This is a genomic window from Sphingopyxis sp. GC21 (assembly GCF_025727575.1).
Lineage (GTDB): Bacteria > Pseudomonadota > Alphaproteobacteria > Sphingomonadales > Sphingomonadaceae > Sphingopyxis > Sphingopyxis terrae_A.
Map to the genome: position 1 here is coordinate 3098105 of NZ_CP095845.1, position 26625 is coordinate 3124729.

The window sequence follows — 26625 nt, forward strand, 5'->3', positions numbered from 1 at the left end:
GACCGTCAGGCTGCCGCGGTCGCCTCCTTCGCCTCGCGGCGCGCCTTCGGGTCGTCGGGCGGAACGAAGGTCCACACCGTATCGCCGGCCTCCACCGTCGGGCGGTGACGCGTCGAAAAGATCGCGAGGTCGCCCGACGCCTTGACCACCATCAGGCTGTCGCCCCCCGACGCCTTCATCCGCGCGACAAAGTCGGCGTAAGGGAATTTTTCGGTGATCCGCGTGCGGCCGAAGGTCCATCCTGCGTGCAGGCGGTCGAGCTGCGTGTCGATTGTGGTGCCGCCGATGGTGAACACGCGACCGAGCCGCTGGCTCGCGCCGGTCGCCTCGCCCGCCACGCGGCTGACGCGGTCGTGGCCGATCTCGGGCGCCAGCTCGCCGCACACCAGCGCGTTATAGCTGTCATTGTCGGTCGCAGCGATGAGCTGCTGATACTGGCCCATGTCGATCGCGTCCTCGTGCACCTCGTCCAATATGTCGCCGTGATAGACGCGAATGTCGGCGCGCCGCGCGCGGCGTAGCGCGAACTTGCTGGCGTCGGCGATCATCGCGCCGCGATCCTGTTCCTTGACGAACTGCGCGAAGGCAATCGTCCAGCTGTTCGCCCCGACGAGCAGAACGCCGTCACCCTTGCCCTGATCGAGGCCAAGCCAGCGCGCGAAGGTTCCAGCGGTAAAGCCATGCGCAAAGATCGTCGCGATGACGACGCCGAAGCCCAAGGGTACCAGCGCCTCCGCCCCCGGCACGCCATAGTCGGTGAGGCGCAGCGCGAAGAGGCCCGTCACCGCGACCGCGACGATCCCGCGCGGCGCGATCCAGGCGACGAACAGCCGCTCCTTCAGCGGGATACGGGTGAACAGCAGCGCCGTCATGATCGTCAGCGGGCGCACGACGAAAAGCAGCAGAAGGAGGAAGATCAGGAATCGGAACTGGAAATTCTTGACCACGTCCCAGTTGAGCGTCGCCGACAGGATTATGAAGACGCCCGACACCAGAACGACGGTCAGATCCTCCTTGAAGCGCTGCAGCGAGCGGGTCGAATAGGTTTCGCGGTTCGCCATCACGACGCCCATGACGGTGACGGTGATCAGACCAGTTTCGTGCATGATGAGGTCCGAAAGCACGAAGACCGCGATCACCGTCGTCAGCAGCACCGGCGCCTTCAGATATTCGGGCACCCAGCCGCGCGGAAAGGCCCAGGTCAGCAGAAAACCGGCCGCACCGCCGATCAGGATCGCGAGCACGCTCGCCGCGACGACGTCGGTGACGATGCTCACGCTATTCGCATCTGCACCGCCGTGGGTGATGTAGCTGTAGATGCCGACCGCGAGCAGCGCGCCGATCGGATCGTTCACAATACCTTCCCACTTGAGCATATTCTTGACGCGCGGCGCGATGTTGAGCGAGCGGAGCATCGGCGCGATCACCGTCGGCCCCGTCACCACCATTACCCCGCCGAACAGCGCCGCGAGCTCGAACGGCAGGCCCGCGCCATAATAGGCCGCCGCGGTGCCGAGCGCCCAGCCGACGGGCACCCCGATGAAGACGAGCATGAAGACCGCGGTTCCCGCCTGGCGCAGTTCGCGGAACTTGAGGCTCAGGCCGCCTTCGAACAGGATCACCGCGACGGCGAGCTTGATCATCGGTTCGCGCAGGGCGCCGAAATCGCGCACCGGATCGATCAGCCCGAGCACCGGCCCCGCCAATATGCCGGCGACGAGCATCAACGCGATCGCGGGTTTGTTGGTCCGCCACGCCACCCATTGGGCGCCGATGCCGATCACGCCGATCAGCGCGATTTTTACGAGCAGGGAGTCGATTGCGAACATGCCCCCAGCCTATGCAGGGTCGGCGCAAAGGTTCCACAAAAAAGAGCCGCCCGCATGCCTTTCGGCAAACGGGCGGTCCCTTATTCGGCCGGACAAGCCGGCCGCATGTTACGCGATCAGAACTTGCCGCGCAGCGTCACGCCATAGGTGCGCGGTTCGGCAAGGAACTGCGAGAAGATCTGGCGCCCACCCGGATACTGGGGATCCGAGAATGCGCTGCTCACGCCGCCTTCCTGGAAGGGCGAGTTGAAGGCAACCTGCGCATATTGCTTGTTGAACAAGTTCTGCGCCCAGAATTCGATGCCCCACTTTTCGTCAGGGCCGCGAACGCCGACGCGGGCATTGAAGATCGCATACCCGTCCTGTTCCTTTTGCGGGAAGAGGTCCGAACCCGTGTTGTAATCGCTGGTCATGCGACCATCGATATAGACGAGGCCGGTCAGACCGCTGCTGCCGATTTCGGGCGTCCAGGTCACGCTGCCGGTCGCGACCAGTTCGGGCGCATTCGACAGATTGTTTCCGGGGAGCTGGCGCAGTGCCTGATCGAGCGGAGCGCCCGAAGCATTGCCGACAAGGTTATTGCGATATTTTGTCCGCGCATACGTCAGACCGGCAGTCATACGGAAGTCGCGAGCAGGAACCAGTGAAGCTTCGAGTTCGAAGCCCTGCGTACGAACGCCCCAGCCCACATTGTCGGCTGCACACGCACCGGTTGTAGCGGCCGCAGCATTATAGTTCGGCGAACCGGTGAACTTGCTCTGATCGCGATCGGCTCCGTTGAGATCAGCCGAACAGCCGTTGACGTTCTGCACGAGGAACACGCTGCCGTTAAACGTGTTGAGCTGGAAGCTGCTGAAATCCGAACGGAAGAAGGTCAGACCTGCGCTGAACGGCCCGGTCGAATATTTGGCGCCTAGTTCGTAGCTGTCGACCGTTTCCGGGTCGAACTGCAGATTGCCCACGAGCGACTGCGCCCCGCCCGCCTGGGCAAAGGACCAGGTCGGAACGCCGCCAACGATCTGGATCGGATTTTTCAGCGCCGATCGGTCGAGATTGAAGCCGCCGGCTTTGTAACCGCGGGCATAGCTGGCGTAGACCAACAGATCGTCGACCGGCTTGTACGAAAGGATCGCGGTGCCGGTCCACTTGTCTTCGCTGCGCTGATCGTTGATCGAAACACCGTTCAATTCGGCAGTCGAGTTGCCTTGACAGGCAAGCCCGATCAGCCCCGCAGAAACCGGCTGCAACGCAGCGACACCAAGAAAACCGCCGACCAGATTCTGGACGTTGACGCACGCCTGATTGTCGTTGGTAAACGTCGCCGCGAACTTCTTCTTATCGTGGGTATAACGCACGCCCAGCGTCAGATCGAGCTTGTCGGTGATGTGGAAGATATTGTGGGTGAAAAGCGCCCAGTTGGTATCGTCCTGGCGGTAGCGATCATTGATGCTGCCCTTGTCGCTGATGCCATCAAGTTGATCGAGTGCCGCATAAATCGCCGGCGAAGCCGCGCCAAAAGCGGCCGGTCGGGCAGCGACACAGCCGGCTGACGTCGGCGAATAGAGCCCCGCAAGCGCCCCGCCCGAGATAAGGCGGCACGCGGCGAAGCGGCCATATTGTGTGCCGAAGCGCAGATTGTCGCGAACAGTCAGCTTTTCATTGGCATAGAAACCACCGACGAGCCAGTCGAGTTTGCCATCGAATGCTTCACCCTGCAGACGCACTTCCTGGGTGAACGTGTGGAACTGGCGATAGGCATCGTCGCTCGGCGCGCGATAGAGAATGTCGACAGCGCCATAGTCGAGGTCACCCGCCTGGCCCGAGCGATATTCGCGATAGCCGGTGATCGAAGTCAGCGTAGCGCCACCGAGATCCCAGTCGACCTGGCCCGAGAAGCCATAATCCTTGGTCTTGCCAGCGAAGCTGCGGCCCGCGCTGACCGACAGATCGCGGCTGTAACCTTGGCTGAAGGCGCCGAGCGGCTGACCAAGGTCGCGCAGAACGTTAATAATATTATTGCCATCGGGCTGCGGCACGTTTGGCGGCGTTCCTGTCGCTCCGGTCGACAGCGGCGTCGACGGATTGTTGAGATTGCCGATGTACGGGTTAACGCTGTTGTCGACATAGATCGCGCCGCAGCATTTTTCGTTGCGATAGGTGTAGTCGGCGATCAACCGGATCGACAGCGCGTCGGTCGGTTCGAACAAAAGCTGGCCGCGCAGGAAATAGCGGTCGCGGTTGTTGACGTCGGTATTGTTCGTCGTGTCGCGCAAAAAGCCGTCGCGCTTCACCCAGACGCCGTCGAGGCGCGCCGCGACCTTGTCGGTGATCGGGCCGGTAACGCTGCCGCTCAGGCGCCAATAGTCATAGTTGCCATAGGTTATTTCGCCGCTGGCGCCGAAGTTGAAGTCGGGCTTTTTCGAATAGATGCTGATCAGGCCCGCCGACGAGTTGCGTCCGCCGAGCGTGCCCTGGGGGCCGCGCTGGACTTCGACGCGGTCAATCTCACCCAGTTCGTTGAGGCCGATGCCCGAACGCGAGCGATAGACGCCGTCGATGAAGACCGGAACCGAACTTTCGAGACCCGGGTTGTCGCCGACGGTACCGATGCCGCGGATACGCGCCGAGCCATTGGCTTCCGAGCCCGTCGACGAAACGAGCAGCGACGGCGCGACCTGGTTGAGCTGGCGAATGTCGTTGGCGCCGCTGTTCTGCAGCGTTTCGGCGCTGACCGCCGAAATGGCGACCGGCACGTCTGACAGCAGCTGCGAACGGCCCTGCGCGGTCACGACGATCGCATTGGCGGTGTCTTCGGCGTTATCGGTGGTGGCATCCTGCGCAAAGGCGGGCGCCGAGACGGCCGCGACGGCAATCGACACGCCGAGCGCGGTCGTGCGAAGCAGACGGGCATTCAGTAGGGAAGATGATGTCACTTTGGGCACTCCTCTCAGATAATTTCTTTTTTCGTTGCCCTTATGTCATACCGCAAATGGCGGCCCATTCCAGCGAGACCCCTGCTTTTTCGACGTTTTTGGACAGGTGATGCTTTTTGGCCACAGCCCGGTCAAGGCGCTATACGGCTCCGCAGGCCGCTATCGCGTCGCCGCCCTTTTGCTTGCCGTAGCGTCATCGTGGGTTGCCGCGGTCGAGGGAAAGGCAAGCAACCGCCCCTGCGCATTTAGCGCCGCATGATAGGAACCGGCAAAATTGGCAGCGATCGCCGGGTCGAATACGTCGAGGCCGCCGGTCAGACTGCCAAAAGCAGGCAGGATCAAGCGCTTGGCGTCATGCGCAAAGCAGGGGCGCGACACCGGGCGGCCGCGAAGCTGCAGCCGCAGCTTGGGGTGAAAATGTCCCGATATCTCGGGCCACGCCTCTTTCGGGCAGCATTGGTGGCGCAGCATGATGCCATCGACGCACAGCGCGTCGGCGATCGTCCCGCCCCATGCCCCGGCGGTCAGCCCGTCGTGATTGCCGGCGACCCAGACAAGTTCGGTCATCGCCCCCAGCGCGCGCAGCCGGTCGGCCGTCGCCGGCGCGATGCGCTCGTCCGCGGTCCGATCATGAAAACTGTCGCCCAGACACCAGACGGCGCGCGCGCGCGTCCGCCGCGCAAGATCGGTCAGCCGGTCGAGCGTATCCTGACTGTCGTAGGGCGGCAGCGGCTGGCCGCGCGCGGCATACCAGCTCGCCTTTTCGAGATGCAGGTCGGCGACGATCAGCGCCCCGTGCCGGGGCCAGAACAGCGCCCGTTCGGCATGCAGGTGAAAGGTCTGGCCGGCAAAGTCGAAGGCGGGCGCGGGCGGCATCGCGCCGCTATGGCGCGCTACCGCGCCGCGGGCAAGCGCCACGAACCGATCGCTTTGCTAGCTCCCGCTCCTCGCATTGTTGAGCGCGAAACGCTGGCCGGTCTCGCGGTTCGCACCGCTCGGCAAATCGAAGACGACGCGGCGGTTGGGGAAATCGATCTCGATCCGGTCAAACAGTGACATGCTGTCCATCCCCAGCAGCAAGGCCGGCCGATCATCGAGACCCAGCGCGCGAAAGGCTTGGCTGTCAGCGAAGCTAACGGGCAAGTCGTTGAGGTCCAGACCCTTGACCGTAATCCGCTTGATCGCCGTCCGCGTCGCAGAAACCGCCTCGCCGGTCACGGCGCTCAGCATAGTCTCGACAAATGGCACGCGGTTGGCGCGCTTCGCCGCAACCAGTCGCTGCAACGCCAGATTTCCGACGCTCGTCTGCGCGCCCGTATCGACGATGAGGTCGATGCGCTTTCCATCGAGCCGGGCGTCGGACAGGATAAGGCGGCCCGCGGCATTGCGCGCGGTGACGACGATGGCGTCGTCGTCGCGGATAATCGGTGTAGCACGCTTTCGCGTTGCCAGTATCTCCATGTGCTGCTTGCGAAAGTCGATCAGTACGCGCCGGTCTTCGAGCATATCGACGCCGATCAGGCCTGCGGCCCCGATATGGCGGCCGTAGAAGGCGGGCGCGACCAAGCCGGTCATCTCAAGGTCGGTCATCTGCAGGGCGGCGACCCGAAAGCTGGGGACGGTCGCAGAGCCGCCGATGGTCGCCAGCCGGAGCTGTTCGCCCGGCGCCAGCTTCAGCCGATCCGCCAGTTCGCGCGCGATTACCGTCCGCTCAGCTCCGGTATCGACGAGGAAGGAGAATGGGCCTTGCCCACCAATCATGACATCGACCGCCATGCGCCGCGTCGCATCGAGATCGAAGGGTTGAATGAAGGGAATGAGCGCGCCGGTTGCGGGATCGACAACCATATCGGGAGTTGGCTCCGCGGCGGCCGGGGGAGCGGCAGGTGCTGCGGGCGCTGCCGGCGCGCCGGCAGGCTGGGCCGATCCGATCAACAGCGGTGCGGCGAGCAACAACGCCATCAGCGCGGGGCGATGCACATTATGCTTCATGGCGGCATCCTCTCTTTATTGTTATACGCTTATAATACGCCCCTTCGCGATTTTCAGCAATCGTGCGACCAACCCCGTCATTCGCTCCCCATCGCGGTTGCCGCGAGCGTATCGGCGAGCTCGCCAAGCAGCGCGTCGTCGAGGTCCGAGGCCGCGACATTTTCGCGCCCGATCAGCACCAGCACCGGGATCGCGAGCGGGCTGATGCGATCGAGCCTTTGATGCACCATCGTCCCCGCCGCGCGGTCGAGCAGGTCGCCGAGCCGCGCGACGTCGGTGAGCCGCTCGCGCGCGTCGGCCCAGGCGGCTTCGATCAGCAGATGATCGGGTTCATATTTGCGCAGGACGTCGAAGATGAGGTCGGTCGAAAAGGTCACCTGCTTGCCCGTCTTGCGCTTGCCCGGATGCTGGCGTTCGATCAGCCCGCCGATCACCGCAACCTCGCGGAATGCGCGCTTCAGGAGGTGCGAATTTTCGACCCATTCGACGAACTCGCCTTCCAATATGGTCGCGTCGAACAGCGCCTCGGGATGCGCGACCGGTTTCAGCGACCAGAGCGCGAGCGCATAGTCGGAGGCGACGAAGCCGAGCGGCTGGAGCCCCGCGCGCTCCATCCGTTTCGACAGCAGCATGCCGAGCGACTGGTGCGCGTTCCACCCCTCGAACGGATAGCAGACAAGATAATGCGCGCCCTCGTGCGGGAAGGTTTCGACGAGCAGTTCGCCGGGGCGCGGCAGCACCGAGCGCAGCGCCTGCATCTCGAGCCAAAAGCGCACATCCTCTGGAAATCGCCGCCAGCTCGCCGGATCGGCCAGGAAAGCGCGCACCCGGTCGGCGAGGCGCGACGACAGCGCCATCCGCGCCCCGACATAGGAGGGAATACGCGCCGGACGCGTCGTTGCGCGCACGATGAGGTCAGTGTCGCGGATCGTCTCGACCTCGAGGCTGAGGCCGGCGAAGGCGAAGGTGTCGCCCGCGGTCAGCGTGCTCGCGAAATATTCCTCGACGCTGCCGAGGCGCCGTCCGTTCTTGAAGCGCACGTCGAGTGTGGGGGCGTCGACGATGATGCCGGCGTTTAGCCGGTGCTGCGCCGCGAGCCGGGGGTGCGCGATGCGCCAGCCGCCCTGCCCGTCGGGCGCCAAGCGGCGGAAGCGATCATAGCTTTTAAGCGCATAGCCGCCGTCGCGCACAAAACCGAGCAGGCGCGCAAAGAGCGCGGCGTCGATCCAGCGATAGGGCTGCGCACCGCGGATTTCGGCGAGCAGATCCTCCTCGCGGAAGGGTGCGGCGCACGCGAGGGCCATGACATGCTGCGCTAGCACGTCGAGCGCGCCGGGGCGGAAGCGATCGGCATCGCGCTCGCCCGCCTCGACCGCGTCGAGTGCGGCGCGCGCCTCAAGATATTCGAAGCGATTGCCCGGCACGATCAGCGCCCGGCTCGGTTCGTCGAGCCGGTGGTTCGCGCGGCCGATGCGCTGGAGCAGCCGCGACGAACCCTTGGGCGCCCCCATCTGGATCACGCAGTCGACATCGCCCCAGTCGAGCCCGAGATCGAGGCTGGAGGTCGCGACGAGCGCCCGCAATCTCCCCTCGGCCATGGCGTTTTCGGCGCGCTGGCGCGCCTCGCGGTCGAGGCTGCCGTGATGGATCGCGATCGGCAGCGACAGGTCGTTGACCTTCCACAATTCCTGGAAAATCAGCTCGGCCAGCCCGCGGGTGTTGCAGAAGATGATCGTCGTGCGGTTCTTCGCGATTTCGGCCATCACCTGATGCACCGCATAGCGTCCCGAATGCCCCGCCCACGGCACCGCCCCTTCAGGCAGCAGGATCGAAATGTCGGGATCGGCGCCGCGCTCGCCCTCGACCAGCGTCACGCGCGCCGGATCGCCCTCGGGCGCGAGCCAGGCGCGATAGGCGTCCGCATCAGCAATCGTCGCCGACAGGCCGACGCGCCGCAGCCCCGGCGCGACGCGTTCGAGGCGCGCGAGCGCGAGGCTGAGCAGATCGCCGCGCTTGCCGGTCGCGAAGGCGTGGATTTCATCGATGACCACCGTCTTCAGATCGGCGAACATCGCGAAGCTGTCGGGGTAGGAGAGCAGCAGCGACAGCGATTCGGGGGTGGTCAGCAGGATATTGGGCGGCCGACTGCGCTGGCGCGCCTTTTTGTCCGAACTGGTATCGCCGCTCCGGCTCTCAACGCTGATGTCGAGATCCATGTCGGCGATCGGACCGAGCAGGTTGCGCTCGACATCGGCGGCCAGCGCCTTGAGCGGCGAGACATAGAGGGTGTGCAACCGGTCGGACGGGTTGGCCGCAAGGTCGATCAGACTGGGGAGAAAGCCGGCCAATGTCTTGCCGGCGCCGGTCGCCGCCACGAGGAGCGCGCTTTCGCCGCGCTGCGCCGCCGTGAGCATGTCGGCCTGGTGCCGCCGCAGCCGCCACCCGCGGTGCGCGAACCAGCCGGCGAAGGGAGCGGGAAGCGACATGCGCAAGATGTGGCGCCGACGCCGCGCCGCGGCAACCCCTTCCCCTTCGCGCCCGCCCATGGGGCGGGGCGGGCGTGAACCCGCCCCGCGTGTGTCTGGCTTAGAGGCCGTCGAGCCCCTTGCTGACGAGGATATTTACGGCCACGCGGCGATTCTGCGCCTTGCCTTCGACCGTGTCGTTGCTCGCTGCCGGATCGGCTTCGGCCATTCCGGTCGGCGTGAGCATGCGATAGGGCTTCCAGCCGCACGCCTGCTGCAGATAATTCACCACGCGTCCGGCGCGCTTTTCGCTGAGCTGCTGATTGAGTTCCTCGCTGCCGGTCGAATCGGTGTAGCCGACGACGAGCAGCAGGGCATTGTCCATGCTTTCCGCCTGCTGCGCGACCGCGCACAGATCGGATTTCGCCTGCGGCGACAGGACCGACTGGCCGGTGTCGAAATTCACCGTCGTCGTGGCTTTCACATTATACTGGTCAATGTCGCCCATCCGGCCGCGCAGCGCTTCGGTGGCCGCGGTCTGTTCGGCGAACCGCTGATCGGTCCCGTTGCGGATCATCGAGGCGGTGCGCAGATCCTTACTCTTGAGATCGATCTGGCTGGCGACCAGCCCGCCTTCCCACTGGCGCGTCTCGACCGACACGGGAAGGCCGTTGAGCAGCGCTTCGGCACCGAGCTTGTCGCGGTTCAGGCCCAGGAAGCCGCCGCTCGACTTGATCGTCGTGGCGTCGGCGATGGTGATCACGGTGTTGCTGCCGTCGGCGGTCGTCACCTGCATCCGGTCGCCGCTGCGCGCCGAGATGATGCCTTCGACCTTCGGGCCTTCGGCCATCTGCGCCATATCTGGCGGCGCGGCGCCGGTTACGAGCAAAGACCCGTCGCTTTCGGGCGCATCCTGCGCTTGCACCGCCACTGCGGTGCTGACCGAGCCGGCAAGCATCGCCAGCAACAACAATCGCTTCGATTTCATGGAAACTGCACGCATTACGCTACTCCTTCATTCCGAGCCGCCCCCGCGAGTTCCCGCCGTCCTTTTCTGCACCTGAAATCGTCCGGCAAGGCCGTTGATTGATCGCGCCGTCCATATGAGCAGATTGTGCGGCGAACCGTTGGTGAGGGCGCACTTTCGGCGCAATTCGGGCGGTCAGCGGCCTGCGGTCAGCGCAAACCATATCGCCACCCCGACGATCGCGAGCGCGAGGATACGGCGGACGGTGCGGGTGCGCGCCGGGTCTGAAATCCAGCCGCCGACCCGGGTCCCCGCCACGACGATCGTCAGGTGCACCGCGGTCGCGATCGCGATGCTGACGAGCGCGAGCGCAATGGCGAGGCCGAAGCCCGGCACCTGCCCGCCATTGAAGCGCGGGATGACGACGACGTAAAAGAGCATCGCCTTCGGATTGAGCAGATTGACCACCAGCCCCGACAGGAAATGGTGCCGCGACCGGCCCGGCGCGGCGATCAGCGCCGGTGAATTTTCGCCCGCGTCGCGCCAGCTTTCCCAGGCAAGCCAGAGGAGGAAGGCGGCGCCGCCCCAGCGCAAGACCTGCCACAGTAGCGGGCTGGCCGACACGATGAAGGCGATACCGAGCGCGCCGGCGACCGCGTTGACGAACAGGCCGATCGCCACCCCAGCGGTTGCGGCCAGCCCCGCGCGGCGCCCTTCGCCCATCGCCAGCGCGGCGAGCCACGCCATGTTCGGGCCCGGCGTCAGTTCGATCAGCAGCACCGCCAGGCCAAAGCCGATCCAGTCGGCGTCGGTCACGGCAGGCGTTTCGTCGGATAGGGCGTGCCATCCTTGTGGAAATAGCCGTCGGGCGTGAACAGCATGTCGATGTCCGAATAGCCGCCGCCGGTATCGTGCAGCTTGCCGCCGCCCAAGGCGACGAAGACGCAGTCGGCGTCCGATTCATTGACCAGATGATGGCCGTTGGTGCTGCCCTTCGGCCATACCGCAATGTCGCCCGCGCGCATCGGCCAGCGCCCCGCGTCCTCGACGAGCGTGGCTTCGCCCGAAATCATCACGAGCATCTCGTCCTCGCCGTCGTGCCAGTGGCGCTGCGACGACCAGGCGCCGGGTTTCAGCACGACATGGCTCGCGGCGAAATCGGCAAGGCCGGAGGCGGGCGCGAGGCGGCGGTACCAGCGCCCCTGTACCGGCGCGTCATAGGGGGCGGGATAGCCGGTGACGTTGGTCTGGGGGATGGTGTCGAGATCGAGCTTGGGCATGGCGGTCCTCCGATCTCCCTTTTGCCTTTCGCATCGAGCGAAGTCGAGATGCCCCTCGGCGCAGCGCACGGACGAATGGTGTCTCGACTTCGCTCGACACGAACGGATAAAGGATGCTCATGACCATGACCATCGACCCCGTCGACCTTGCCCGGGCGCTGATCGCCGCGCCGAGCGTCACGCCCGCGACCGGCGCCGTCTTCGACTTGCTGGAGGCGGCGCTCGCCCCGCTCGGGTTCACGGTCGAGCGCTTCATCGATGGGATCGAACCCGACGGGCCGGTCGAAAATCTGCTCGCGGTACGAGCGGGCACCGGCCCGGTGCATTTCGGCTTTGCCGGGCATCTTGACGTCGTACCCCCGGGCGTCGGCTGGACCGGCGATGCTTTCGCGCCCGAAATTCGCGGCGATCTGCTCTACGGCCGCGGCGCGGTCGACATGAAGGGTTCGATCGCCGCCTTCGTCGCCGCGGCGGCGGCAACCCCCGCCGAAGCAGGAACGATCAGCCTGATCATCACCGGCGACGAGGAAGGCCCGGCGATCTTCGGCACCCGCGCGCTGATGGAGCATATGGATGCGCGCGGGGTGAAGCCCGACATGATCATCGTCGGCGAACCGACGTCGGTGAACCGGCTCGGCGACATGGTGAAGATCGGCCGGCGCGGATCGGTCAATATCTGGATCGACGTGCCGGGGACGCAGGGCCATGTCGCCTATCCGCACTTGGCCGACAATCCGATCCCCAAGCTGGTGCGCATCCTGGCGGCGATCGACACGGTGACGCTCGACGAGGGGACCGCCTGGTTCCAGCCGTCGAACATCGAGTTCACCGACCTTGAGGTCGGCAATGGCGCGACCAACGTGATTCCGGCATCGGCGCGCGCGCGGCTGTCGATCCGCTTCAACGACCAGCAGAAGGGCGCCGATCTGGTCGCGATGGTCGAGCGCATCGCGCAGGACGTCGAGCCCGCGGCCAAGGTGATCGGCAAGATTTCGGGCGAGGCCTTTCTGACCCCGCCGGGCGCGCTGTCGTCGCTCGTCGCCGACGCGATCCGGGCCGAGACGGGCATCGAAGCCGACATGTCGACGACCGGCGGCACCTCTGACGCGCGCTTCCTCCATGCGCTGTGCCCGGTGGTCGAATTCGGGCTGACCAATGCGACGATGCACAAGCTCGACGAGGCGGTCGCGGTTGAAGACCTGCACACGCTGACGGCCATCTATCGCGGCATATTGGACCGTGCCCTTCGCTGACGCCTAATCCTCGCGGCTGCGCCGCAGGATGACATAGACCGCGCCCGCGCCGCCATGGCTGATGTGCGCGGGGCGCAGCGCGACGATGCGGTCGGCATGGGGCGACACCGCCAGCCAGTCGGCCAGCGAAGCGCGGATTGCGCCGCGCGGACGCGGTTCGTGCGGCTGCGGCAAGCGGTCGGCGCCCGGCCGCAGGCGCCCCGCGACGACGAGCAGCACGCGCGCGCCGCGCAGCAGCGCCCGCCCGATCGCATCGTCGAGCAGCGCCTGCGCCGAGGCAAGGCTGTGGCCGTGGAGATCGATGCTGAGGTCGGGGCGGACGTGCCCCTTGCGCAGCCGCCGGTCCCAATGGCTGTCGAGCGTCGCCTGCCCATGGATACGGCGCGGCGGGGGGAGCGCGGCGGGCCGGGCCCGCGCCGCGGCGGCGACGGCGAGGCCGCGCGGCTCCGGCTTGGGGGGACGCACCGTCGGCGGCGCCGCCGGTTCGAGCGGCGACGGTGCGCGATGGAGCGGCTTCACCGTGGCCGCGACCCGTTTCCACAGCGCATTTTCTTCGGGAGCGAGGCGGCGCGCCATCGCCGGTCAGCGCGCGGCGGCGGTGAGCCGCGCGACCGCAGCGCGCGGCAGCAGGATCAGCGCCGAACCGCGCGCCGCCATGCCACCCGCGATCGCACGCGCCTTGTCGCCGGCGCCCCAGAAGCTGTCGAACCGGTTCGCGCCCTTGATCGCGCCGCCGGTGTCCTGCGCCACCCACAGCCCATTGGGCTCGGCGCGGTCGAGCGAGAGGAAGACCGGGGCGCCGAGCGGCACATATTTGGGATCGGCGGCGACGCTCGCGCGGCCCGTGACCGGCACGCCGAGCGCGCCGAGCGGCCCGGGTCCGGTGAGTTCGCGGAAGAAGACCCAGCTCGGATTTTCATTCATCACCGCGGCACCACGCACCGGGTCGGCGCGCAGATAATCGAGGATGCCCTGCATCGAGGCCTGCCCCGGCTGGAGCGCGCCGCGGTCGAGCAGCAGCTTGCCGATGCCGACATAATCGCGGCCGTTCTGGCTGTCGTAACCGATCCGCATGACGCCGCCGTCGGGCAGGCGCAGCCGCCCCGACCCCTGCACCTGCAGGAAAAAGAATTCGGCCGCATCGGCCGCCCAGGCGATTTCCAGGCCGCGCCCGGCAAGCGCGCCGCGTTCGATCGCGAGGCGATCAAAATAGGGGATGAAATTGCTGCCATCGACGCGGCCGCGGATCTTCTTGCCCTGCAAGTCTTTCGAAAACAGGCCAAGGTCGACATCGACCAGATCGGCAGGGCGCCGGTAGATCGGCACGTCATAGCCCGGCCGCCGCGTCCGCGAGGCGGCGATTTCGGGTTCGTAATAGCCGGTGACGAAGGCGGTGCCTGCACCGACCTGCACCGTGCCGAAATAGCGGCTGAAGAAATTACCGGCATCGCGGTCGGCCCAGCCGCTCGCGGCGCTGCACGCTTCGGCCCATTCGCTCGGCTGCGTGAGCCCGCTCGCATCGGTACGGCGCTGCACCGACGGGCAGCTCAGCCGGAAGGCGATCAGCGCGGCGGTCGCCTGTTCGGGCGCAATGCCCAGCGCATTAAATTCGGGACCGGCAACGACGCCGCTTTCGACCGCGCTGGTCGCGGTCGCGGGAACCGGCGGGGCGGCGAGCGGCGGATTGGGGGTTGCGGGAATCGGCTTCGCGGCGGCGCCCGGCGGCACCGAGGGGCGCGGCTGATAAGGGCGCGGGGCGGCGGTCGTGGGGGCCGGAGTCGGTGTCGGGTTAGTCGCAGGGGCGGGGCGCGGTCCGGCGGCCGCCGGGATCACCGAGGCACAGCCCGACAGCAGCGGAACGGTCAAGAGAAGCGCGAGGCCGACGCAGCGAAGGCGCGGCCTGCGATCCGGCACGGCGTCCCCCCGGAACGTCATGCTGCCGCTCAGGCGACGTCGGCTTCGTCGAGCAGCCAGTTGGGATCGCTGCTGCCGACCTTGCGGCGGAAGGTCCACAGATCGTCGGTCTGCACCCCGTCGGTCATCGATCCGGCGATCAGCTTGCCGTCGGCATCGCGCGTCACCGCGCTGATATCCGCCTGGTAGCGCACGGTGATGCGCGCTTCATTGCGGCCGAGTTCGACGGCGGTGATCTTGGCCGAATCGATCCCGATCAGGCGATTTTCCAGCTTTTCGCCGCGCGCTTCACGATCCTCGATCGCCGCGATGAAGCCTTCGTAGCTGTCGTCGTCGCACAGGTCGCGCAGCGTGTCGCGGTCGCCCTTCCAGAAGGCCTCGAGGATCATGCGATAGGCCGCCTGCGCGCCGTCCATGAAGCGGCCGGCATCGAAGTGGCGGTCGCTCGCCAGCAACTGGCGCAGACCGGCTTCGGCAGAGGGTTCATAGACAAGTCCGCTTTTCACCGGTGCCTGATCACGCGACGAGCCCGCCGCATCGGCTTCGTCGAGCCGCACCGGCGCCGGCGCGGCGCGGTCGTCGCGGCGCGGCATCACGGGTTCCTGCTCATGCCCCGTCCGCTTGCCGAGCACCGAATAGAGCCGCATGCCGAGGAAGGCGGCAATCATGGCGAGCAGGATGATCGAGAAAGCGGTCACAAGCAAATCCGATACGGACAAAGGGTAAAGACGTCGCCTTTACATAGGCGATGCCGGCACATGTTTCAAATCTCCATGACCGCACCATCGCGGCGGGTCAACGATTCGTCCCTTCGACGGGCGCCCGGCCGCGGCTCTTGCAGCCATTGTGCTGGCGCGCCGCCGCTGCTAAGCGCCGCCGCAACCATTTGACGCGGGCCTTGCACGGCCTGCGGACGGTGACCCACAGTTCATCCATCGTTTCAACGAAAGCGCATCTGACATGGCCGACGAGACCAGCATCGACATCAATCCCGCACCGCAGGCGAATGGCGAAGACACCAGCCCCGCGATCGGCCTGATTTCGCAATATGTGAAGGATCTGTCGTTCGAAAACCCCAATGCTCCGGCGGTTTTCCAGTGGCAGTCGGCGCCGCAGATGGACGTCCAGTTCAACATCGCCGCCGACGGCGTCGGTGACAATCTGTTCGAAGTGACGCTGAAGATCGATGTCACCGCCAAGCATGACGAAGGCACGGCCTTTGTCATCGAGCTCAAATATGCGGGCCTGTTCGGCGTGCGCAACGTCCCCGACGATCAGCTTCAGCCCTTCTTCCTCGCCGAAGCGCCGCGCATCCTGTTCCCCTTCGCACGCCGCGTCGTTGCCGACGTCGTGCGCGATGGCGGTTTCCAGCCGCTGCTGCTCGACCCGATCGATTTCCACGGCCTGTTCATGCAGCAGGTGCAGGCGCAGGCCGAACAGGCGGGCGACGCCGCGCCGGTCGGCCAGGCCTGATCCCGACAGCGGCGGCCGGCTGATCCGATGAGCAGCCTGGTCAAGAACGTCGGGACGATCGGCGGGCTGACGCTGCTCAGCCGGATCTTCGGCTTCGCGCGCGACATGCTGCTTGCGCGCGTGCTCGGAGCCGGGCTGGCGGCCGACGCCTTTCAGCTCGCCTTCACCCTGCCCAACACCTTTCGGCGGCTGTTTGCCGAGGGCGCCTTCTCGGTCGCCTTCGTGCCGATGTACAGTCGCGCGCTGCACGGCAGCGAAGGCGACGGCGAAGCGGCGGCGGCGCGCTTCGCCGACGATGTGCTGTCGGTCTTTCTGTGGACGCTGCTCGTCTTTTCGGGCGTCATGATGGCCGTAATGCCGGGAATCGTGTGGATTCTCGCGCGTGATTTTGGCAGCGTTCCCGGCAAGTTCGAGCTGGCGGTCTTCCTCAGCCGCGTCACCTTTCCCTATCTGGCGCTGATCAGCCTCGTCGCGATGCTGTCGGGCCTGCTGAACGCGCGGTCGCGCTTTGCGCCCGGCGCCTTTGCGCCCGTGCTCCTCAACATCGTGCTGATCGGCGGGATCATCACCGGCTGGTGGCTGCGCGGCGACAGTCACGACGACCGGATCGTCGCGCTCGCGCTCGCGGCAGCGGTCAGCCTCGCGGGGGTTGCCCAGCTTGCCTATCTGTGGTGGGCGGTGCGACGCGCCGGGCTGCGCCTGCATCTGCGGCTGCCGCGGCTGACGCCCGAGGTCCGGCGGCTGGGCATGCTGATCCTTCCCGCCACGTTCGGCGCGGGCATCTACCAGATCAGCCAGTTCGTCGACACCTTCTTCGCCACCTCGCTGCCGCAGGGGTCGCTAACCTTGCTCAAGCTCGCTGACCGGCTCAACCAGTTGCCTCTCGGCATTGTCGGCATTGCGCTCGGCACAGCGATCCTGCCGATGCTGTCGCGCCATATTCACAGCGGCGACGCCGCCGAGGCGCAGCGGTTGCAGAGCAATGCCTTTGAAATGGCAACGCTGCTCACCCTGCCCGCCGCCGCCGCGCTTGCCATTTGCGCGCCCGCCTTCGTCACCGCCTTTTTCGTGGGCGGCAAATTCACTGCGGCCGACGGCGCAATCATGGCCCATATCGTCGTGGCACTGGTCGCGGGGCTGCCGGCCTATGTGATCGTCAAGATATTGAACCCCGGCTTTTTCGCGCGCGAAGACACACGGACGCCGGTGTGGACCGCGCTCGCCGCGCTCACCCTCAATATTGCGATCAACCTCTATGTCGTCGAACGCTATGGCATCGTCGGACTCGCCGGGGCGACCGCAGCGTCGGCAAGCTTCAACTGCCTGCTGCTCTATGCCGTGCTCCACCGCCGCGGCTGGTTCCATTTTACCGCCCGGCTGGCAAGCCGGATCGCGCGGCAGATCGTCGCGGTCGCGGCAATGTCGGCGCTGCTCGTCTGGCTGATGCCCGTCGTCGCCCCCTATTATGGCGGCAATGTCGCCGAACGGGTCGGCGCGCTCGCCGCGCTCGTGCTGGCGGGCGGCGCGACCTTTTTCGCCGTGGCTTTCCTTGTCGGTGCGCTTGACAAGGATCTGGTCGCCATGCTGACGCGGCGCCGCGGCAAGCCCGCGCCAACACAGGAGTAAGACATGCGGATCGTTTCGGGCATCCAGCCCACCGGAAATTTGCACCTCGGCAATTATCTGGGCGCGATCCGCAACTGGGTGCGGATGCAGGATCAGGTGGCGAGCGAAGGCGGCGACTGCCTGTTCTTTCTGGCCGACCTGCACGCAATCTCGATGCCGCACGTCCCGGCCGATCTGACCGCAAACACCCGCGCGATGACTGCGGCGCTCGTCGCCTGCGGCATCGACCCCGACCGTTCGACCCTGTTCAACCAGGCGCGCGTCCCCGCGCATGCCGAGCTGCAATGGTTGCTCAACGGCACCGCGCGGATCGGCTGGCTGAACCGGATGACGCAGTTCAAGGACAAGTCGGGCAAGAATCGCGAGGGCGCCTCGGCGGCGCTCTACACCTATCCGGTGCTGCAGGCGGCCGACGTGCTGCTCTATCAGGCGACGCACGTTCCCGTCGGCGAGGACCAGAAGCAGCATCTGGAGCTGGCGCGCGACATCGCGCAGAAGTTCAACAATGACTATGCGAGCGCGCAAGACCCGGTCTTCACCCTGCCCGAACCGATCATCCCGCCCGACGCGGCACGGATCATGAGCCTGCGCGACGGGTCGGCCAAGATGTCCAAATCCGATCCGTCGGACATGAGCCGCATCAACCTGACCGACGATGCTGACACGATGATGCAGAAGGTGAAGAAGGCGAAGACCGATCCCGAACCGCTGCCGTCCGAGGCCGCAGGGCTGGAAGGGCGGCCCGAGGCGCGCAATCTGGTCGGGATTTACGCCACGCTTGCCGACTCGAGCACCGACGCGGTGCTGCAACAGTTCGGCGGGCAGGGCTTCGGCGCGTTCAAGCCCGCGCTCGGCGAGCTGCTGGTCGAGCGGCTGGCGCCGATCAACGCGCGCTTCGTCGCGCTCAAGGACGACCAGACGGCGCTCGACGCGATCCTCGACAAGGGCGCCGACAAGGCACGCGCGCTTGCAAAGCCGACGCTCGACACCACATACAAAGTCTTGGGGCTTTGCCGCTAAGTCATTGTCTGCGTGGAACGGAGCTGCGACGAAGCGGGTTAAACCAAGGTTCAGCCGCGCCGGCGTAGTCATGCTATAAACGGTGTGTGCTGTGCGCGCACCGAATCACGGAGCATGATGATGAGCAAGACAATCTTTCGGCGTCTGGGACTCGCCGCCATGACGGGCGCGGCGCTGGTGATGGCCGGCTGTGCCGCCACGCCCTTCCGCGCCGATGTCGCGCGCTTCCAGACCCAGCTTCCCGCACCGCAGGGGCAGAGCTTCGCGATCGAGGCGAATGACCCGGCGCTGCAGGGCGGGATCGAGTTCAATCAATATGCGACGCTCGTCGCGGGTGAACTGACGCGCTATGGCTATCGTCCCGCCGCCCCCGGCGAAAAGGCCGACATGGTCGTGCGCATGGATTATGGCATCGACAAGGGGCGCGAACGCGTCGTCTCCTCGCCCGGCTTCGGCAATCCCTGGTACGGCGGCTATTACGGCCGCGGCTTCTATTCGCCGCCCGTGATCGTGCGCGGCCCCCGCGGGCGCCGCTATATTTACGGCTGGCGCGACCCCTTCATGTGGGGCGGCTTCGGCCCGAGCTGGGGCTATAATGACGTCGAAAGCTTCACCGTCTACACCAGCGACCTCAATCTGCAGATCAGCCGCGCCGCCGACGGCTATCGATTGTTCGAAGGCCATGCACAGGCGCAGTCACGCGATAATGACCTGACGCAGATCGTTCCCAATCTTGTCGAGGCGATGTTCACCAACTTCCCCGGCAATTCGGGCGAACGGGTGCGCATCACCGTGGCGCCGCCCGAAAAGAAGTAACCGCCAAAGGTGGTTTTGTAAAAGCCCGCCTTCAGGCCGAAGGCGGGCTTTTTCGTGCGCGGGTTATCGATCAAGCCCCGCCGCCGCGATCGCGGCGAGAGCGCTTTCGAGGCGGGCGTCGCCATCGCCTTCGACCCAGGCCCAGGGCAGGCGGCGGCGGTCGAGTTCAGCGATCGCGACATCCATGAACTGCCGCCGTGCAAGGTCGCTTCCGAACAGCCGCGTGCCGTCCTCGCGCCACGGCAGGTCGAGCGCGGGGACGAGGTAGAAGTCGGCGACATCACTCCAGGCGTCGATTTCGGGCAGGCGCCGGCCGAGCAGCATGATCGCCCACGCCTGCGTCATCAGCGGATCGGTGTCCGAGATCACCCACGCCGGGGCTTGCGCGAGGGCAAGCTTCGTCGCGGCGACATGGCCGTGAAAGATGGCGAGCAGATCGGCGGCATCGAGATCGGTGCCGTTCGCCTCGCAATAGGTGCGACCATATTCGGGGATGACCACGCCGCCCAGACGCGCAGCAAGACGCGGCGCCAGCTTCGACTTGCCGGTCGATTCGGCGCCGTGGAGGCCGATATGGCGCGTCATGCCGGCATCGCTGCGGGCGCGGCGGCGGCGCGGCGCCACTGGATCAGCCCGTCGATCGACAGTCCCAGCAGGACGACATAGACCGCGCTGGTCGCATAAAGGCCGCGCCACGCGAACAGCGGCACCGCGACCAGATCGACGAGAATCCACAGCCACCAGCTTTCGACCCGGCGCCGCGCGAGCAGCCATTGCGCCGCGATGCTGAGCATCGCGATGCCGCCGTCGATCCACGGCGCCGCGGCGTCGGTGTAGCGGTGCATCGCCGAGCTCCACGCAACCCAAGCCACCCCAACGACCGCGCCCCATCGCCAGCGATCGCGGCCGGGCATCCATCCGACGGGCACGCCGCTGTCGTCGCGCGCGCGAACCCAGCTGAGCCAGCCGTAAAGATTGAGGACGAAGAAAAATCCCTGGAGCAGCATGTCGCTGTACAGCTTCGCTTCGAAGAAGACGAAAGCATAGAGGGTGACGGCAGCGAGCGCGAAAGGATAGTTCCACACCTTGCGCATCGCGACCAGCGCAACGTTGATCAGGACGAGCGCGGCGGCCAGCCACTCGAGCTGGCTCACTGCGCCGTCTCCGCGCCGCCGGCGATCCGCGGGCGGGTCCACAGCCCGTCGCGGGCGATCCGCCGCAGCGGCGGGCGGCGCAGCACCGACCAGCCGGCGCGCGCCACCCAGCCGAATTTCGCGGCGCGCGTCGTCGCGGTGCGATGGTCCCACGCATGATCGCCGCGGCGCCGCACCGCCCGCGCGATGTCGCCATAGATGCCCGCGGCCGCAAGCACCGCCCAGCGGCTGCGCGGCGGCAGCTTGCGCGCCCCCCAGCGCGCCGACGCTTCATATTCTCCGGCCATTTCCGCGAGCCATTTCGCCATTACGGCAAGACGCGGACGAAAGGCGGGATGCATATGCTGACCCGGCGGAATATCCAGCTCGACCAGCCAGTCGACCGGCAGATAGCAGCGGTCGGCCGCCGCATCTTCGGCAATGTCGCGCGCGATATTGGCGAGCTGGAAAGCTATGCCGAGGTCGGACGCACGGTCGAGCGTCGTTTCGTCCGTCGGATCGACCCCCATGACGAGCGCCATCGCGACGCCCACCGCGCCCGCGACATGATAGCAATAGCGCAACAGATCGGCCTCGCTGCGCGGGCGCCAGTCGGCGGCGTCGAGTTCGAAGCCTGCGACGATGTCGTCGATCACCGCGCGCGGGATCGCGACCTCGGTCAGCAGCAGGCCGAGCGCGTCGAAGGCGGGGTCGCCGGTCGGATCGCCGGCAAAGGCGCGATCGGTCAGGTCGCGGATGCGCGCGACCGCCGCCACCGCGTCGTGCCCCGCGCGCATGGTGCCGCCATGATCCTGCCCGTCGGTCAGATCGTCGGCGGCGCGGCACCAGGCATAGAGCAGCAGCACCCGTTCGCGTGTCCGCCGGTCGAACAGCCGGCTGGCGAGCGCAAAGCTTTTCGACCCGCGCGCGATGCTGTCGTGCGCAAAGCGGTGCAGGGCCGCCGCATCATAGCCCCCGGCCGCGGTCATTACAGATCGTCGGCCTTCATCGCGAAGATCGGCTCGTGCGGCTGGTAAGCGGCCATCTTGTCGAGCAGTTCGTCGATTCCCGCATCGACAATCATGATCCCGGCGTGCGCGGGCCGGATGAAGCCGACGTCGATCATCCGGCGATTGAAGGCGATCAGATCGTTATAGAAACCCGCCGCGTTGAGTAGCCCGACCGGCTTGGCATGATAGCCGAGTTGCGCCCAGCTGATCGCTTCCCACAATTCGTCCATCGTCCCGACGCCGCCGGGGATGGTCAGAAAGCCGTCCGACAGGTCGGTGAACATCTTCTTGCGTTCGTGCATTCCCGAAACGACGTGCAGTTCGGTGCAGCCGCGATGCGCGACCTCGGTCCCAACGAGCGCATCCGGGATCACCCCGATCACCTCGCCGCCCGCTTCCAGGGCGCTGTCGGCGACCGCACCCATCAGCCCGAGCCGGCCCCCGCCATAGACGACCCCGATTCCGCGGCTCGCCAGCGTCCGGCCGACGTGGCGCGCGGTTTCCATATAGATTGGGTCTTCGGGGGTTGCGGACCCGCAATAGACGGCAATGCGTTTCATCATTCTTCCAACATCAATTGGGCGGTCGCCTTCGCGCTGCCGACGACACCTGGAATACCGGCGCCCGGATGCGTCCCGGCGCCGACGAAGTAAAGGTTCGAAATCATATCGTCGCGATTATGGGCGCGAAACCACGCGCTCTGCCATAGCACGGGTTCGAGGCTGAAGGCGCTGCCAAGATGCGCCGACAGATCGCGGCCGAAATCGGCGGGCGTATAGTGAAAGCGCGTGACAAGATTGGCGCGGAGTCCGGGCGCGACGCGGCGCTCGACCTCTTCGAGGATCGCCTCCGCGAAACGCGCGCCGAAATCGCCGTCCCAGTCGGCCTTCGCCTTGCCGAGATGCGCGACCGGGGCGAGTGCGTAGAAGGTCGAATGGCCGGGCGGCGCCATGCCGGGATCGGTGATGCTGGGATGATGGAGGTAGAGCGAGAAATCGTCGGGCACCCTCCCGCCATAGATGTCGTCGAGCAGCCCCTTGTAGCGCGGGCCGAAGAGGATGCTGTGGTGCGCGACGTCCGGATAGTCGCCCTTCGCGCCGAAATGGATGACGAAGAGCGATGGCGACCAGCGCTTGCGCGCCAGGCTTTTGGCGACCTTTGCCCCACGCGAATGGTCGAGAAGATCTCTGTAGCTGTGCATCAGGTCGCCGTTGCACGCGACCATATCGGCAGCACCCTGCCAGCCGCCGGCGGTCACCACCCCGGTCGCGCGATCGCCCTGCGTTTCGATCCGCGCCACCGGATCGCCCAGCCGCAGCACCCCGCCCAGCCGCTCGAACAATCGCACCATCGCCGCGACCAGCGCGTTGGTGCCGCCGCGCGCGAACCACACGCCGCCGTCCTTTTCGATCGTGTGGATCAGCGCATAGATGCTGCTGGTCGTCATCGGATTGCCGCCGACGAGCAGCGTGTGGAACGAAAGCGCCTGCCGCAGCCGTTCGTCCCTCACATAAGAGGATACGATCGAATAGACGCTGCGCCATGCCTGATATTTCGCGAGCGCAGGCGCCGCGCGTAGCATTGCGGCGAAATCGAGGAAGGCGACCGAGCCGAGCTTCACATAGCCTTCTTCATAAACCCCGCGCGAATAATCGAGAAAACGCTCGTATCCCGCGATATCGGCGGGATCGAGCTTCGCGATTTCGGCGCGCAGCGCCGCCTCGTCGTTCGAATAGTCGAAGTTGGTGCCGTCGGGCCAGTTCAGCCGGTAAAAGGGGGTAACGGGCACAAGATCGACGTCGGCCGCCATGTCCTGACCACTGAGCGCCCAGAGTTCATTGAGGCAGGGCGGGTCGGTGATGACGGTCGGCCCCGCGTCGAACGTGAACCCTTCGCGCTTCCAATGATAGGCGCGCCCGCCGGGCTTGTCGCGCGCTTCGACGACCGTGGTCGCGATGCCCGCCGACTGGAGCCGGATCGCGAGCGCAAGCCCGCCGAACCCCGCACCGATAACGATGGCCCTTCGCGTCATAGCCAGTCGAAACTCCCGATTGCCCTGATCGCCCGTCCGATAGGCACCGGCGGGCGGCCCGACAAGAGCCGCAGCCGGTCGGCACCGCTCGACGCGCTGGCGTAGAAGCGCGCGATCAGTGCCGGCGACAGGCGATAGAAGCGCTGGAAGATGCAATAGCGCTCGGCCGGTTCCGCAGCGCGGAACAGCATTGCGCCGAGCATGCGGTAAAAGCGCTGACGCCGCCACGCGGTCGCCGCATCGGCGCGCAGCCGCGCGCCCAGATCGGCGCGATCGACGAGCGCGGGAAGCGCCGCCGCGGCGCGCACCGCGTCGGGCAGCGAATAGCCGGTCGTGGCGTGAAAGCGACCCGCGCGCACGCCAATACGCGCCACGGCGTCGTCCCGCGGCCAGATCGCGTCGAAATCGCCCGCCATGACGACGGGCAGCCATCCGGTTTCCTCGCGCGCGACTGCACTGACCGTCCACCCGCGCGCCGCCGCATAATCGGCGATCCGCGCGCGAACCGCGCCGACGTCAAGGTCGGCATCGTCGCCATAATAGGTGTCCTCGACGAAGACGGTCTCGGCATCGAAAGGCAGACAGTAGACAAAGCGATAACCGCCAATCTGATCGACCGTCGCATCCATCACCACGGGCTGAGCGAGGCCGTGTCCACCCGCGACGCGCAGAGCCTGCCCGACGAATTTCTGCCAGCCGCAATCGACCCCCGTGAGGTCGCCGATCCCGCGCGCGTCGATGACGTGGCGCGCGGCGAGCCGGTCGCCGCCCTCCAGCAGCACCGATTGCGGCGCGAGCCGCGTCGCCGCCTTCGCGATCAGCCGTTCGGGCGGCAACAGCGCGGCGACCGCCTCCGCCAGCGTTTCGCTGTCGATGCTGTTGTAGGGCATGGCAATCGCCCGGCGATAGGCGGGAAAGGCAACGTCATAGCCGCTCCAGCGATGCGCGATCAGCGGCTCGATCAGCCAGCGGTCGCGCGCCGCGACGTCGCCGTCGAAAAAGGACCAGAGATGATTGCCGCCGACCGGCCCTGGCTCGATCAGCCGCACGTCGAGATCGGGGCGCCGCCGCGCCAGCGCAAGCATTGCCAGCCCGCCGGCGAGCCCGCCGCCGACGATGGCAATGTCGCAAGAGTCGGAATCGGCGCCGTTCATCCAGCAGCCCTAGCGAGGCTGGCGGCGAGCGGCTATCGCTTTCGCATGGCAGCGCTAGTTCCCGTCATCCGCTCCGCGACCCCCGACGATGCCAAGGCCATCGCCGCAATCTACGCGCACCATGTCGCGCACGGAACCGCCAGCTACGACACCGAGCCGCGCAGCACGCTCGCCACCGCGGCGCTGATTTCGGAGCATCGCGCAAAGGGCTGGCCCTTTCTGGTCGCCGAGGCGGCCGACGGCGGGATCGTGGGCTATGCCTATGCCAGCCAGTTCCGCCCGCGCGCCGCCTATGCCTGGGCGTGCGAGGACAGCATTTACGTGGCCCCGACGCAGCAGGGACGCGGGGTCGGCCGGTCCTTGCTCGCCGCGCTGCTCGACGCCGCCGAAGCATCGGGCTTCCGCACGATGGTCGCGGTGATCGGCGGCGCCGAGCCTGCCTCGATCGCGCTCCATACGGCGGCGGGTTTTGTCCATGCGGGGCGCCTCGCCGGCATGGGCTGGAAGCATGGGCGCTGGCTCGACACCGTCTATATGCAGCGCCCTCTCGGCGACGGCACCGCGAGCGCGCCCGCATGAGCGCCGCGCTCGCCATCGCGCTGTCGGCGCTTGCGATGACCTTGATCGTCGGCGGACGCTATCTGCTGAGCAGCGGAGGATTTGCGCTCGCAACGCGGCTCAAGCATCCCGGTCTCTATCGCGGGCTCGAGACGCAGATGCGGCGCGAAATCGGCTGGAGCCTTGCCAGCGCAGCGATTTACGGCATTCCGGCGGGCATCGTCGCCTGGGGATGGCAGGCGCGAGGCTGGACGGGCATCTACACCGACGTCCACGCCTTTCCCCTCTGGTATCTGCCGGTCAGCCTCTTCGTCTATCTGCTTCTTCACGACACATGGTTCTATTGGACGCATCGCTGGATGCACCAGCCGCGACTGTTCCGCATCGCGCATGCCGTGCATCACCAGAGCCGGCCGCCGACCGCATGGGCGGCGATGAGCTTTCACCCCTGGGAAGCTATCACCGGCGCGATCGTCATTCCGGCGCTGGTCTTTGTCGTTCCTGTCCATGTCGCGGTGCTGGGTCTCGTGCTCGCGATCATGACGCTGATGGGGGTCGGCAATCATATGGGGTGGGAGATGTTCCCGCGCGCACTCGTTCATGGACCAGCAGGGCGCTGGCTGATAACCGCGACGCACCATGAGCAGCATCACGCTGCCTATCGGGGGAATTATGGTCTTTACTTCCGCTTCTGGGATAAGGCATGCGGCACCGATATCGGGCTGGGCAGCTTTGGCGGCGCTCGTGCCGCTGCCGGTCGCGGCGACCGCGCCGCCTCACGCTCCGATGCCCGGCCCGACGCTTGAAGTCAGCATTACCGGCCTGCGCAACGTCAAGGGACAGATTCTTGTCTGCCTGACCGCCAGCCCAAAGGCCTTTCCCGACTGCAGCAAGGACAAGGCGTCGGTGCGGATGGCGGTAAAGGCGGCCGACGCCGGCGATTTCAAAATCCGCGGAGTCGTCGCCGGAACCTATGCCATCGCGGTGGTCCATGACGAGAATGGCAACAACAAGATGGACATGGCGCTGTTCCTGCCCAAGGAAGGCTTCGGCTTTTCGCGCGACCCGGCGATCCGCATGGGGCCGCCGAAGTTCAAATCGGCGAGCTTTGCCGTCACTGGCGACATGCGCCAGTCGATCAAGATGAAATATATGCTGTGACGATTGTGG

The 26625-nt window shown here is 66.4% G+C and carries 25 protein-coding genes; 8 read left to right on the top strand and 17 right to left on the bottom strand.

Annotated elements, in window-relative coordinates; genetic code table 11:
• Positions 1–5: 5 nt before the first annotated feature.
• From MU856_RS15055 to MU856_RS15090, 8 genes are all read right to left on the bottom strand, one after another.
• On the bottom strand, positions 6–1829 hold the full coding sequence (locus MU856_RS15055; RefSeq protein WP_062901588.1) for a cation:proton antiporter: 1824 nt from the start codon (positions 1827–1829) through the stop codon (positions 6–8).
• A 116-nt stretch (positions 1830–1945) separates the two neighbouring features.
• Complete coding sequence (locus MU856_RS15060; RefSeq protein ID WP_062903099.1) at positions 1946–4762, bottom strand: TonB-dependent receptor; 2817 nt, start codon at positions 4760–4762, stop codon at positions 1946–1948.
• A 159-nt stretch (positions 4763–4921) separates the two neighbouring features.
• Positions 4922–5638 (bottom strand): ligase-associated DNA damage response endonuclease PdeM, encoded by a 717-nt coding sequence (gene pdeM, locus MU856_RS15065; RefSeq protein ID WP_412072832.1) that lies wholly within the window; start codon positions 5636–5638, stop codon positions 4922–4924.
• Positions 5639–5695: 57 nt separating this feature from the next.
• The gene (locus tag MU856_RS15070; protein WP_062901587.1) at positions 5696–6754 is read right to left on the bottom strand and encodes an aspartyl protease family protein; all 1059 of its coding nucleotides are present in this window, start codon (positions 6752–6754) and stop codon (positions 5696–5698) included.
• A gap of 77 nt (positions 6755–6831) precedes the next feature.
• Complete coding sequence (locus tag MU856_RS15075) at positions 6832–9240, bottom strand: ligase-associated DNA damage response DEXH box helicase (RefSeq protein WP_062903097.1); 2409 nt, start codon at positions 9238–9240, stop codon at positions 6832–6834.
• A gap of 100 nt (positions 9241–9340) precedes the next feature.
• Positions 9341–10222, bottom strand: a complete 882-nt coding sequence (locus tag MU856_RS15080) for an OmpA family protein (RefSeq protein WP_062901586.1) — start codon at positions 10220–10222, stop codon at positions 9341–9343.
• Between the two features lie 159 nt (positions 10223–10381).
• Entirely contained in the window at positions 10382–11002 is a 621-nt protein-coding gene (locus tag MU856_RS15085; protein ID WP_263587835.1) for a LysE family translocator, read from the bottom strand.
• Positions 10999–11466, bottom strand: coding sequence for a cupin domain-containing protein (locus MU856_RS15090; protein WP_062901584.1), 468 nt, complete (start codon positions 11464–11466; stop codon positions 10999–11001). The genes MU856_RS15085 and MU856_RS15090 overlap by 4 nt, the downstream gene beginning before the upstream one ends.
• 119 nt (positions 11467–11585) lie before the next feature.
• On the opposite strand from MU856_RS15090, the gene dapE reads away from it, so the two are divergent.
• Positions 11586–12719 carry a succinyl-diaminopimelate desuccinylase gene (dapE, locus tag MU856_RS15095; RefSeq protein WP_062903096.1) on the top strand — a complete coding sequence of 378 codons (1134 nt, stop codon included), beginning with the start codon at positions 11586–11588 and terminating at the stop codon, positions 12717–12719.
• A 3-nt stretch (positions 12720–12722) separates the two neighbouring features.
• Here dapE and MU856_RS15100 read toward each other — a convergent pair whose 3' ends face one another.
• The 3 genes from MU856_RS15100 to MU856_RS15110 are packed head-to-tail and all read right to left on the bottom strand — an operon-like array spanning position 12723 to position 15331.
• Positions 12723–13295: a Smr/MutS family protein gene (locus MU856_RS15100; RefSeq protein ID WP_062901583.1), complete on the bottom strand. Its 573-nt coding sequence runs from the start codon at positions 13293–13295 to the stop codon at positions 12723–12725.
• A 6-nt stretch (positions 13296–13301) separates the two neighbouring features.
• Positions 13302–14654, bottom strand: coding sequence for a murein transglycosylase A (locus tag MU856_RS15105; protein ID WP_062901582.1), 1353 nt, complete (start codon positions 14652–14654; stop codon positions 13302–13304).
• A gap of 8 nt (positions 14655–14662) precedes the next feature.
• Complete coding sequence (locus tag MU856_RS15110) at positions 14663–15331, bottom strand: Tim44/TimA family putative adaptor protein (protein WP_238929766.1); 669 nt, start codon at positions 15329–15331, stop codon at positions 14663–14665.
• 262 nt (positions 15332–15593) lie between these two features.
• On the opposite strand from MU856_RS15110, the gene secB reads away from it, so the two are divergent.
• The 4 genes from secB (at position 15594) to MU856_RS15130 (ending at position 19568) form a co-directional block, all read left to right on the top strand.
• Complete coding sequence (gene secB, locus MU856_RS15115; RefSeq protein ID WP_003041665.1) at positions 15594–16106, top strand: protein-export chaperone SecB; 513 nt, start codon at positions 15594–15596, stop codon at positions 16104–16106.
• Between the two features lie 27 nt (positions 16107–16133).
• On the top strand, positions 16134–17732 hold the full coding sequence (gene murJ, locus MU856_RS15120; RefSeq protein WP_263587836.1) for a murein biosynthesis integral membrane protein MurJ: 1599 nt from the start codon (positions 16134–16136) through the stop codon (positions 17730–17732).
• A gap of 3 nt (positions 17733–17735) precedes the next feature.
• Complete coding sequence (trpS, locus tag MU856_RS15125; RefSeq protein ID WP_062901580.1) at positions 17736–18752, top strand: tryptophan--tRNA ligase; 1017 nt, start codon at positions 17736–17738, stop codon at positions 18750–18752.
• A 114-nt stretch (positions 18753–18866) separates the two neighbouring features.
• Positions 18867–19568 (top strand): DUF4136 domain-containing protein, encoded by a 702-nt coding sequence (locus tag MU856_RS15130; protein ID WP_082813247.1) that lies wholly within the window; start codon positions 18867–18869, stop codon positions 19566–19568.
• A 63-nt stretch (positions 19569–19631) separates the two neighbouring features.
• Here the strand turns inward: MU856_RS15130 and MU856_RS15135 are convergent, their stop codons facing one another.
• Genes MU856_RS15135 through crtY form a run of 6 tightly spaced genes read right to left on the bottom strand, consistent with a single transcriptional unit; the run spans position 19632 to position 24897 of the window.
• Positions 19632–20153, bottom strand: a complete 522-nt coding sequence (locus tag MU856_RS15135) for an AAA family ATPase (RefSeq protein WP_062903093.1) — start codon at positions 20151–20153, stop codon at positions 19632–19634.
• Complete coding sequence (gene pnuC / locus MU856_RS15140; RefSeq protein ID WP_263587837.1) at positions 20150–20722, bottom strand: nicotinamide riboside transporter PnuC; 573 nt, start codon at positions 20720–20722, stop codon at positions 20150–20152. Before pnuC ends, MU856_RS15135 begins: the two co-directional genes overlap by 4 nt.
• Positions 20719–21690, bottom strand: a complete 972-nt coding sequence (locus MU856_RS15145) for a phytoene/squalene synthase family protein (protein ID WP_062901579.1) — start codon at positions 21688–21690, stop codon at positions 20719–20721. The genes pnuC and MU856_RS15145 overlap by 4 nt, the downstream gene beginning before the upstream one ends.
• A complete protein-coding gene (locus MU856_RS15150) occupies positions 21690–22271 on the bottom strand; it encodes a TIGR00730 family Rossman fold protein (protein ID WP_003041684.1) in 582 nt (193 codons plus the stop codon). Before MU856_RS15150 ends, MU856_RS15145 begins: the two co-directional genes overlap by 1 nt.
• Positions 22271–23743, bottom strand: coding sequence for a phytoene desaturase (locus MU856_RS15155; RefSeq protein WP_062901578.1), 1473 nt, complete (start codon positions 23741–23743; stop codon positions 22271–22273). Before MU856_RS15155 ends, MU856_RS15150 begins: the two co-directional genes overlap by 1 nt.
• Complete coding sequence (gene crtY / locus MU856_RS15160; protein ID WP_062901577.1) at positions 23740–24897, bottom strand: lycopene beta-cyclase CrtY; 1158 nt, start codon at positions 24895–24897, stop codon at positions 23740–23742. The genes MU856_RS15155 and crtY overlap by 4 nt, the downstream gene beginning before the upstream one ends.
• Positions 24898–24942: 45 nt before the next feature.
• Here crtY and MU856_RS15165 point away from each other — a divergent pair, with 45 nt between their 5' ends.
• Genes MU856_RS15165 through MU856_RS15175 form a run of 3 tightly spaced genes read left to right on the top strand, consistent with a single transcriptional unit; the run spans position 24943 to position 26616 of the window.
• The gene (locus tag MU856_RS15165) at positions 24943–25476 is read left to right on the top strand and encodes a GNAT family N-acetyltransferase (RefSeq protein ID WP_062901576.1); all 534 of its coding nucleotides are present in this window, start codon (positions 24943–24945) and stop codon (positions 25474–25476) included.
• Complete coding sequence (locus tag MU856_RS15170) at positions 25473–26261, top strand: sterol desaturase family protein (RefSeq protein WP_062901575.1); 789 nt, start codon at positions 25473–25475, stop codon at positions 26259–26261. The genes MU856_RS15165 and MU856_RS15170 overlap by 4 nt, the downstream gene beginning before the upstream one ends.
• Positions 26242–26616, top strand: coding sequence for a DUF2141 domain-containing protein (locus MU856_RS15175; protein ID WP_238929765.1), 375 nt, complete (start codon positions 26242–26244; stop codon positions 26614–26616). Before MU856_RS15170 ends, MU856_RS15175 begins: the two co-directional genes overlap by 20 nt.
• Positions 26617–26625 lie beyond the last annotated feature (9 nt).

Bases quoted from the DNA above. Each gene is read 5' to 3' on its own strand.
- MU856_RS15055 (WP_062901588.1), bottom strand. From the start codon at position 1,829: ATGTTCGCAATCGACTCCCTGCTCGTAAAAATCGCGCTGATCGGCGTG.
- pdeM (WP_412072832.1), bottom strand. From the start codon at position 5,638: ATGCCGCCCGCGCCCGCCTTCGACTTTGCCGGCCAGACCTTTCACCTG.
- MU856_RS15070 (WP_062901587.1), bottom strand. From the start codon at position 6,754: ATGAAGCATAATGTGCATCGCCCCGCGCTGATGGCGTTGTTGCTCGCC.
- MU856_RS15075 (WP_062903097.1), bottom strand. From the start codon at position 9,240: ATGTCGCTTCCCGCTCCCTTCGCCGGCTGGTTCGCGCACCGCGGGTGG.
- MU856_RS15080 (WP_062901586.1), bottom strand. From the start codon at position 10,222: ATGCGTGCAGTTTCCATGAAATCGAAGCGATTGTTGTTGCTGGCGATG.
- MU856_RS15090 (WP_062901584.1), bottom strand. From the start codon at position 11,466: ATGCCCAAGCTCGATCTCGACACCATCCCCCAGACCAACGTCACCGGC.
- dapE (WP_062903096.1), top strand. From the start codon at position 11,586: ATGACCATGACCATCGACCCCGTCGACCTTGCCCGGGCGCTGATCGCC.
- MU856_RS15100 (WP_062901583.1), bottom strand. From the start codon at position 13,295: ATGGCGCGCCGCCTCGCTCCCGAAGAAAATGCGCTGTGGAAACGGGTC.
- MU856_RS15105 (WP_062901582.1), bottom strand. From the start codon at position 14,654: ATGACGTTCCGGGGGGACGCCGTGCCGGATCGCAGGCCGCGCCTTCGC.
- secB (WP_003041665.1), top strand. From the start codon at position 15,594: ATGGCCGACGAGACCAGCATCGACATCAATCCCGCACCGCAGGCGAAT.
- murJ (WP_263587836.1), top strand. From the start codon at position 16,134: ATGAGCAGCCTGGTCAAGAACGTCGGGACGATCGGCGGGCTGACGCTG.
- trpS (WP_062901580.1), top strand. From the start codon at position 17,736: ATGCGGATCGTTTCGGGCATCCAGCCCACCGGAAATTTGCACCTCGGC.
- MU856_RS15130 (WP_082813247.1), top strand. From the start codon at position 18,867: ATGATGATGAGCAAGACAATCTTTCGGCGTCTGGGACTCGCCGCCATG.
- MU856_RS15135 (WP_062903093.1), bottom strand. From the start codon at position 20,153: ATGACGCGCCATATCGGCCTCCACGGCGCCGAATCGACCGGCAAGTCG.
- MU856_RS15145 (WP_062901579.1), bottom strand. From the start codon at position 21,690: ATGACCGCGGCCGGGGGCTATGATGCGGCGGCCCTGCACCGCTTTGCG.
- MU856_RS15150 (WP_003041684.1), bottom strand. From the start codon at position 22,271: ATGAAACGCATTGCCGTCTATTGCGGGTCCGCAACCCCCGAAGACCCA.
- MU856_RS15155 (WP_062901578.1), bottom strand. From the start codon at position 23,743: ATGACGCGAAGGGCCATCGTTATCGGTGCGGGGTTCGGCGGGCTTGCG.
- crtY (WP_062901577.1), bottom strand. From the start codon at position 24,897: ATGAACGGCGCCGATTCCGACTCTTGCGACATTGCCATCGTCGGCGGC.
- MU856_RS15165 (WP_062901576.1), top strand. From the start codon at position 24,943: ATGGCAGCGCTAGTTCCCGTCATCCGCTCCGCGACCCCCGACGATGCC.
- MU856_RS15170 (WP_062901575.1), top strand. From the start codon at position 25,473: ATGAGCGCCGCGCTCGCCATCGCGCTGTCGGCGCTTGCGATGACCTTG.
- MU856_RS15175 (WP_238929765.1), top strand. From the start codon at position 26,242: ATGCCCGGCCCGACGCTTGAAGTCAGCATTACCGGCCTGCGCAACGTC.